The following is a 6,491-nucleotide window of genomic DNA, read 5'->3' as shown; positions in this document are numbered from 1 at the left end:
CGCCAAGGTCGAGCAGCGCGACGGCTTTCGCTATGTGGACGAGGTCGACTGGGACAGCGGCGCCTACACCGTCACCTATTACACGGCGGACAAGGCGAAGGTTGAAATCACCTACGATCCTGTGACGGCGGAGCCGAAATAGGGGAACGTTCCGACGCGAATCCACTGGCCTTTCTTGGCTGTGTCATCGGCCTTTCCGCTAGCGCCGCCCCTCACCTGCCTGCCGGCATCCTCTCCCCGTATAGTGACGGGGAGAGGGACGCTGGCATCGATGGTTTCGCCAATCACCATCCTTTGCAAGGCAAGGATGGCGCCGGCGTTGCGGCCAGCCCCTTCTCCCCGTCACTATACGGGGAGTCGAGGCGTGGTCCGCGCAGCGGACGAAAAGCCAACTGCTTGGCTTTTCGAACAACGAACGCCCGGCAGGGCGATGAGGGGCGGCGCCGATCTCGGTGATTGATGGTTTCCGCCACAAGTCGGACTTGGCCGAAGCGATTGCCCTTGCCAACCGTCGCCTCCCCTTGCGTCTGTCTCGCTTTGATGGCTGACTGTCGCGCCAGAGCAGTTCACCGTTTCATGGAACGGTGAACTACTCTAACTCTTTGTTTTGACGCAATTCCGGACGGAAAACCGTTCACACTTTTCCTGGAATTGCTCCAGGCGCCGCATTGGGGGATGGGGATGGCGACGGCAAAGCACGTGATGAAGCGCATATTGATGATGTTGGCTGGCTACTTCGTATCGGTGCTGGTCGGCCTGATCGCCGTGGCTGTGATCTATGGCGTCCTCAGTTCCTTGCCCAACGCGCCCAACTATTTCGACGTGATGGGCGTTTCGCCGATCGCGGTGCTGCTGGTGCCGCCGCTCGGCATGTTCGTCTATTTCCTGACCATCGTGGTGACCGCGCTGCAGACGCTGATCTTCGCGCTGATCGCCGAGTTTTTCTCGTTGCGCAATGTCCTGCTGCACATGGTTTTCGGCGCCGGCGCCGCGGTCGGCGGCTTCGCCTTGATCTGGCCGAGCGCGCCGGAGGATATGGACCCGGAGCGTTGGGTCGACATCGGCATCATCGCGGCTGCCGGCCTTGTCGCCGGGTTGCTCTATTGGCTGATCGCCGGGCGCGACGCCGGCTTCCGGCGGCCACTGTTCGAGCGCTACTAGCTTGCAGACTCATAATCGCGGAGCCACGCCGATCGGCTCATGCGGAACCTTGAAACAGATTCCGCCGCAATATGAAGGCAGTAGAAAAACGACCTCAAATCGGTCGCTTCTTGCTGCGCCCGAGAGCAGGCATGGCTCGTCATCGTCATGGCGCTGCTGTTCCGAGCGCAGCGGCCAGTACGTCGGCCAGGCCGCGTCCGGCGCTGCCGTCCTCATCAAGGCGCGGATTGTAGATGGTGATCTTGAGGCCGACTGCCTTGCCGCTCGCCAAGGCAAGCCGGAGCGCGGCCGTTAACTCGTCCCACGACAACCCGCCTGGCACGCGAAAATCGACAGCCCGCATGATGACATCGTCGAGACAGTCGGCGTCAAGATGGATGAAGAAGCCGTCCAATTCCGCTCTCGTCAGGTGATCGACCGCTTCGCGTGCGGCGGCCTCGATGCCCGTGGCGCGCACAGCGGGAAGGTCAAGCACCTTGAGCTCTTCGGGGAGCGGCTGGCTTCCGTACTCCTCCTGATCCTTGTGATCGCGATACGCGAAGGCGACAACGTCTTCAGGGCGGACCAGAGGACCGCGACCTTCGATGTCGGTCAGGAGCGACGGACCGTAGCCGGTGACGAAGGCGAGGTCCATCGAGGCACCCTCACCATTGGGTTCCGCCTCTGGCTGGAAGAAATCGGCGTTGCCGTCAATGAAGAGCAAGCCGTAGCGGCCGCGCCGTCGAAACGCGAGCGCCGAGCCCAGCACGATCGTGCAATCGCCGCCCAGCACCACTGGAAACCCGCCTGCGTCAAGCACCGCTTCCACGGCGTCGGCGAGCTTGGGCGACCACTGCGCAATAGCCCTGCGTTCAGGGTGCCGGTCGCGGGATCGGGCGTCGGGTCCTTCGGAGGCACAGCCAGCCGCCCGGCGCGGCGCGCCTGGATGCGCTCCGCAAGGCCAAGGTCCAGGAGCCGGCCAGGCAAGCGCTCCACACCATCGGTCGCCAGGCCCAGCGTGGAGGGGGCTTCGAGAATCGCATAGTGGCTCGACACAGGCGCCTCCGCTTCGAGCGCTAAACATCGTTCGTCCCTGCCGAAACAGGATCACAGTTGCGTTTTGAGCTTGTTCGATAACGGTAGCCGCCGCTCCTCGTTCCCTCTCGGCCGCCTTTCCGCTTTCGGTCATGCCGTATTTATGAGTTAACGGCCTACCGAAAGCCCTGGATCAACTCGAAGGCGAGCGAACCGCCTCCGTGGCGTCCAGAGCCTGCTTCAGGCGCGAGTCGCGGTCGTAGACGTCGCCGAAATATTCGACCTTGCCGGACAGATCAGGCCAGGCGGTGAAATAGGCGACATAGACCGGGATCGTGCGTGTCACATTCTCGGTCGAGTGGCCGTGCTTCAGCTTCTCGGCGATATAGTCCACGGAGGTGCCAAGCACCGCCGCCGCCATGCCGCGCGGGTCCTGCAGCCGCACGCAGCCATGGCTGAGCGCGCGCATATCACGCTGGAAGAATGATTTCTGCGGCGTGTCGTGCATGTAGATCGCGTGCTTGTTGGGGAACAGGATCTTCAACTCGCCCAGCGCGTTGGCCTCGCTCGGCTGCTGGCGCACGCTGTAGGGGATGTTCGCGCCATAGGCGCCCCAGTTGACCGCCGACGAAGGAATGCGCTTGCCGCGCGAATCCGTCACCTCATAGCCGGACCGGTCGAGATAGCCCGGATCGTTGCGCAATCTCGGCAGCATCTCGTTGACGATGATCGATTGCGGCACGCCCCAATAGGGATGGAAATCGACCTGCTTGATCTGGTCGTAGAAGAAGGAGGTCTGGTTGGTGGTCCGGCCAACGACGACACGCGTCTTGAGCTTTTCCTCGCCATTGTCGATGTAGCTTGCGGTGAAGGCCGGCTGGTTGATGAAGACGCGCGGGCTGCCAAGATCGGAGGGCAGCCAGCGCAGTTCCTCGAGCGCCACTTCCACCTTCAGCAGCTTGTCGGCCTTGGATGTTCCCGCCAGCGTCGCGACGGTGCGCGGGCCGATGACGCCGTCGCCCTTCATGCCTGCCTTTTGCTGCACGGCCTTGATGACCGGGACCAGTTCCGGATCATAGACTTCGCTGGTGGCCAGCCTGGACAGGATCTCGCCATAGGCGCCGCCCATCTCGTCATCGAGATTGCGCGCGATCAAGGTCAGCAGCTTCGGCAGTTCGGGGCTGGTTTCGCCCGGCTTCAGCAACAGTTTGGGGTCGACGACGATTTCGTTTTCCGCACTGGCCTGCAGAGATTCGAGTTCGACGCGCAGCGCCTGGTATTCCGCATTCTGCGGATGCCGCGATTCGAGATAGGTGCGCACTTGCTGGGTATGCGCCAGCGTCCTCAGCACGCCTTGCAAGTCGAGCGGCTTGGCCGGGAAATCATAGTAGCCGGTCATGCGGTTGGGATCGACGCGGCCGTTCTGGGCGTCATGGGCATAGCGCAGCACACGCGCGGAAAGCGCCATCTCGAAACGGACGAGTTCTTTCAGTTGCGCATTGGCGTCAGTCGTCGATGCGCCGGCAGCGGGCACTTCGACCGTATAGTCGGCGGGCGTGAGACCATAGCTTGAAGCCTCGCCAAGCACCCGAACCGCATCCTGCGCACGGCTGTTGAGGCTGGTTCCGCTTATCCAGATGAAATCCGGATTGGCCGAGTAATACGCGATCAGCGCCTTGGCGATGTCGGGCTCGGCTAAGAGTTCGTAGTCAGCCAAGCTGGCAACCGCTTCACGAAACGCAGCGCCCGTTGCCGACGGCACGAAAGCCGCATCCTGTGGCGTCGCCGGCTCTGGCGTCGGGGCCAGCGCCGAGAAGTCGACGCGAACCAGCCGGTCCGCCTTGTAGGTGTAATAGGATGGGCTGCTGATTCTCGCGCCGCCACCGCCACCGCTGGCCGGAGCCTTCGGCTTTGGTTTGTGCTTCGGTGGCGGGGGCGGAAACTCGCCTTTCGGCGCATGCTTTACGCCGCCGCCGAAAAGCATGTCGAACAGCCCCTGCGCGCCTGCCTGGGGTACACCGAAAGCCAGCGTTGCCGCGATCGCCACCAGCGGCATCACGGTTGCTTTGTTTCCGAGGAATTTCATGAATCACCCGCTCCGGCCGCAACCGGTTCCCGTTCCGCACGCTAGATCGTCCCGCTCACCGCATGGCGGATGTAAGGCGCGACTATACTGATTCATACCGATTTCGTTAAGCTTTCATAAATTTTGGAAAGCCTGTTGCAGAACGGTTTCACAAGATCGTGACGGCTGGAGCGGAGGGTTGTTCCGCCCCAGCCGGAAATCTCTCGGGATCAGGCGTTGGCGCCGCCATCGATGGTCAGGGCAGCGCCGGTGACGAAGCGGCCTTCAGGGCCTGCAAGCCAGGCGACCATACCGGCAATGTCATCGGCCTTGCCGAAACGCGGTGTTGCCATTTTCCGGCGCTGATGCTCGGCATGCGGGCCGTCGGCCGGGTTCATGTCGGTATCGGTCGAACCGGGATGGACGACGTTGGCGGTGATGCCGCGCGGGCCGAGGTCACGCGCCAGCGCCTTGGTCAGGCCGACCAGCGCCGCCTTGCTGGCCGAATAGGCCGTGAGGCTGCCGTCGGTCGCCCTCTCGGCAAGGTTGTTGCCGATCGAGATGATGCTGCCGCCCTCACCCATATGCACGGCCGCCGCCTTCGAGGCGATGAATGGAGCCCGGAGATTGACCTCCATGGTCTCGTCGAAATCTGCGAGCGACAGCGTGTCGATGGGGGGGGCCCGCCAGATGCCGGCGCTGTTGACCAGGATGTCGAGCCGGCCGAAGGCGGTCACTGCGTCATCGACGGCCTTGTCTATGGCCACCGCATCGCGGTTGTCGGCCTTGATCGCGATGGCGCGGCCGCCCTTGGCCTCGATTTCGGCGACAACCGAGCGGGCCTGCTCCTCGCCATGCACATAAGTCAGCGCGACACTGGCGCCGTCGGCCGCGAGCCGTCGCGCAATCGCCGCACCGATGCCGCGACTGCCGCCGGTGACGAGCGCGGCCTTGCCGCCCAGTTGGTTGGATGACATCGATTTCTCCTTTTGTAACGATCGATACATAAATACCTGTCAGCCTTGCCCGTCGGCGTCAACTTAATTATGTATCGATCAACACAGAAAAGAGCATCATGTCGGAACGAGGCCGCCCCCGCACTTTCGATCGAACCGCAGCCCTGCGCCGCGCGATGGAGGTGTTCTGGGCCCGTGGTTACGAAGGCGCATCGATGAGCGAGCTGACCGCCGCCATGGGCATCAACTCGCCCAGCCTCTACGCTGCCTTCGGCAGCAAGGAGGCGCTGTTCCTGGAGGCGACGGATTTTTACTCGCACACCGAGGGTGCCGACATCTGGCTGGCGCTGGAGGAAGCTCCGACCGCGCGGCAGGCGATCGAACAATTCCTGAGCCTGACGGCGAGGGCCTATGCGCAGAGCGATCGTCCGCAAGGCTGCCTGATCACGCTGGGCGCACTGCATCAGGATTCGAGCCGCGGCGCCATCTGCGACGACCTGCGCCGTCGTCGCGCCGAAAACCACACCGCACTGCAGAAGCGTCTGGAGCGCGGCGTTGCCGAAGGCGAATTGCTGACGGATTTCGATGCGAGCGCCGCCGCGACCTTCTTCGCCACGGTCCAGCACGGCATGTCGATCCAGGCGCGCGACGGCGCCTCGCATAATGCCCTGCTGGCGACGGTAGCCGGGGCCATGGCGGCCTGGAGGACGCTGGCCGGCGGCAGCGCGGCGTGACAAACGCCGGCTGGTGTGCTCGAAATCCGCCAGCAAGGCGGGAGGGATGAGAGCGTGAAAAAGGGTTATCGCGAGCTGCTGGACGAGGCGAACGCCGTGATCGAGGTGGTTTCGCCGGAGGAGGCGGCCGGGCTGATCGACGATGAAGACACCATCTTCGTCGATCTGCGCGATCCACGCGAAGTGGAACGCGACGGCAAGATTCCCGGCGCCAAGCATGTCACGCGCGGCATGCTGGAGTTCTGGATCGACCCCGAAAGCCCTTACCACAAGCCCTTCTTCGCCTCGGGCAAGAACTTCGTGTTCTTCTGCGCCGGCGGCTGGCGCTCGGCGCTGGCCACAAAGACGGCGCAGGACATGGGGCTTTCGCCGGTCAAGCACATCCTTGGCGGCTACACCGCCTGGAAGGCGGCCGGCCTGCCGGTCGAGCCGGGGCAGAAGAAGGCGGACTGATAGGCTGATTAGTGCAGGATCGCTTCCCGCTGCTCGGTCACGAAGCCAACGGCGCGTGCAACGACATTTCTGTCGGCGAGGATGCGGCGGTGGCCGAGCCCATCGGCC

Annotated in this window: 5 protein-coding genes and 2 pseudogenes; 4 read left to right on the top strand and 3 right to left on the bottom strand. The window is 63.4% G+C overall.

Going from position 1 to position 6,491, the window contains the following annotated elements; translation table 11 throughout:
• Positions 1 to 142, top strand: a pseudogene (locus EN750_RS41665) (PepSY domain-containing protein); the annotation flags it as partial.
• Positions 143 to 675: 533 nt separating this feature from the next.
• Positions 676 to 1,161 carry a hypothetical protein gene (locus tag EN750_RS13430; RefSeq protein WP_189526186.1) on the top strand — a complete coding sequence of 162 codons (486 nt, stop codon included), beginning with the start codon at positions 676 to 678 and terminating at the stop codon, positions 1,159 to 1,161.
• 145 nt (positions 1,162 to 1,306) lie between these two features.
• On the opposite strand, the pseudogene EN750_RS13425 reads toward EN750_RS13430, so the two are convergent.
• From EN750_RS13425 to EN750_RS13415, 3 genes and pseudogenes are all read right to left on the bottom strand, one after another.
• Positions 1,307 to 2,196 (bottom strand): annotated as a pseudogene (locus EN750_RS13425) (arginase family protein).
• A gap of 172 nt (positions 2,197 to 2,368) precedes the next feature.
• Positions 2,369 to 4,261, bottom strand: a complete 1,893-nt coding sequence (locus tag EN750_RS13420; RefSeq protein ID WP_127396700.1) for a murein L,D-transpeptidase — start codon at positions 4,259 to 4,261, stop codon at positions 2,369 to 2,371.
• 209 nt (positions 4,262 to 4,470) lie between these two features.
• A complete protein-coding gene (locus EN750_RS13415) occupies positions 4,471 to 5,217 on the bottom strand; it encodes a 3-oxoacyl-ACP reductase family protein (RefSeq protein ID WP_127396699.1) in 747 nt (248 codons plus the stop codon).
• A gap of 98 nt (positions 5,218 to 5,315) precedes the next feature.
• Between EN750_RS13415 and EN750_RS13410 the strand changes: the two genes are divergently transcribed.
• Both EN750_RS13410 and EN750_RS13405 read left to right on the top strand, forming a co-directional pair.
• The gene (locus EN750_RS13410; protein ID WP_127396698.1) at positions 5,316 to 5,930 is read left to right on the top strand and encodes a TetR/AcrR family transcriptional regulator; all 615 of its coding nucleotides are present in this window, start codon (positions 5,316 to 5,318) and stop codon (positions 5,928 to 5,930) included.
• 54 nt (positions 5,931 to 5,984) lie between these two features.
• Positions 5,985 to 6,383, top strand: a complete 399-nt coding sequence (locus tag EN750_RS13405) for a rhodanese-like domain-containing protein (protein WP_127396697.1) — start codon at positions 5,985 to 5,987, stop codon at positions 6,381 to 6,383.
• Positions 6,384 to 6,491 lie beyond the last annotated feature (108 nt).

Origin of the sequence: Mesorhizobium sp. M7A.F.Ca.ET.027.03.2.1 (assembly GCF_003999175.1) — a bacterium.
Classification (GTDB): Bacteria; Pseudomonadota; Alphaproteobacteria; order Rhizobiales; family Rhizobiaceae; genus Mesorhizobium.
The sequence above is the reverse complement of the archived record's forward strand: the minus strand, read 5'-3'. Positions and strand labels throughout refer to the sequence as shown.